A 556-nucleotide genomic window follows, 5' to 3' on the forward strand; every position below is an offset into this window, starting at 1 on the left:
TCAGGCTGGCGTGGCCCGCCGCCAGGTTCTGCCCGCTGGCCGTGATTCCTTGCGTGGTCGTCAGGGTCAGGTCGCCGCTGGCGCCCAGGCTGCCGTCGGCCTTGACACCGGCGCCCAGCAGGCTTTGTGCGCCGCTGTCGATGCGCCCGGCCGTGATGCGGTTGTCGCCCTGCGCCGCGATCACGCCCGTATTGCTCAAGGCGCCCGTTAGCTGCAGGCGCTGATTGCCGGCCGCGTACAGGCTGCCGCTGTTGCCCACCACACCAGCCTGCGTGTCCAGGTTGCCGCCAGCAAACACGCTGCCCGTGTTGTGCAATGCCTGCAGTTGCAAGCTGGCATTGCCGTGCTGCGCCTGCACCTTGCCGCCCACGTTATCCAGCTGCTGCGCGGTCACGGCCAGATTCTGGCCGGCCGCCAGCGTGCCGGCCGTGTTGTCGATCGTGCCCAGCGCGCCTATCGTCGCCTGCTGCACGGCGCTCAGCAAGCCTTGCTTATTCAGCAAGATACTAGCCGTCACGGCCAGGTCGCCATTGCTTTCGATGCGCCCGCCCGTATT

At 67.8% G+C, this 556-nt stretch carries 1 protein-coding gene; it reads right to left on the reverse strand.

The window, feature by feature from the left end:
- A partial coding sequence (locus GCN74_RS28280) for a hypothetical protein (RefSeq protein ID WP_152259708.1) occupies window positions 1-556 on the reverse strand: 556 nt, incomplete at both ends.

The sequence above is a fragment of the Janthinobacterium sp. FT14W genome, assembly GCF_009208755.1.
GTDB classification, from domain to species: Bacteria; Pseudomonadota; Gammaproteobacteria; order Burkholderiales; family Burkholderiaceae_D; genus Janthinobacterium; species Janthinobacterium violaceinigrum.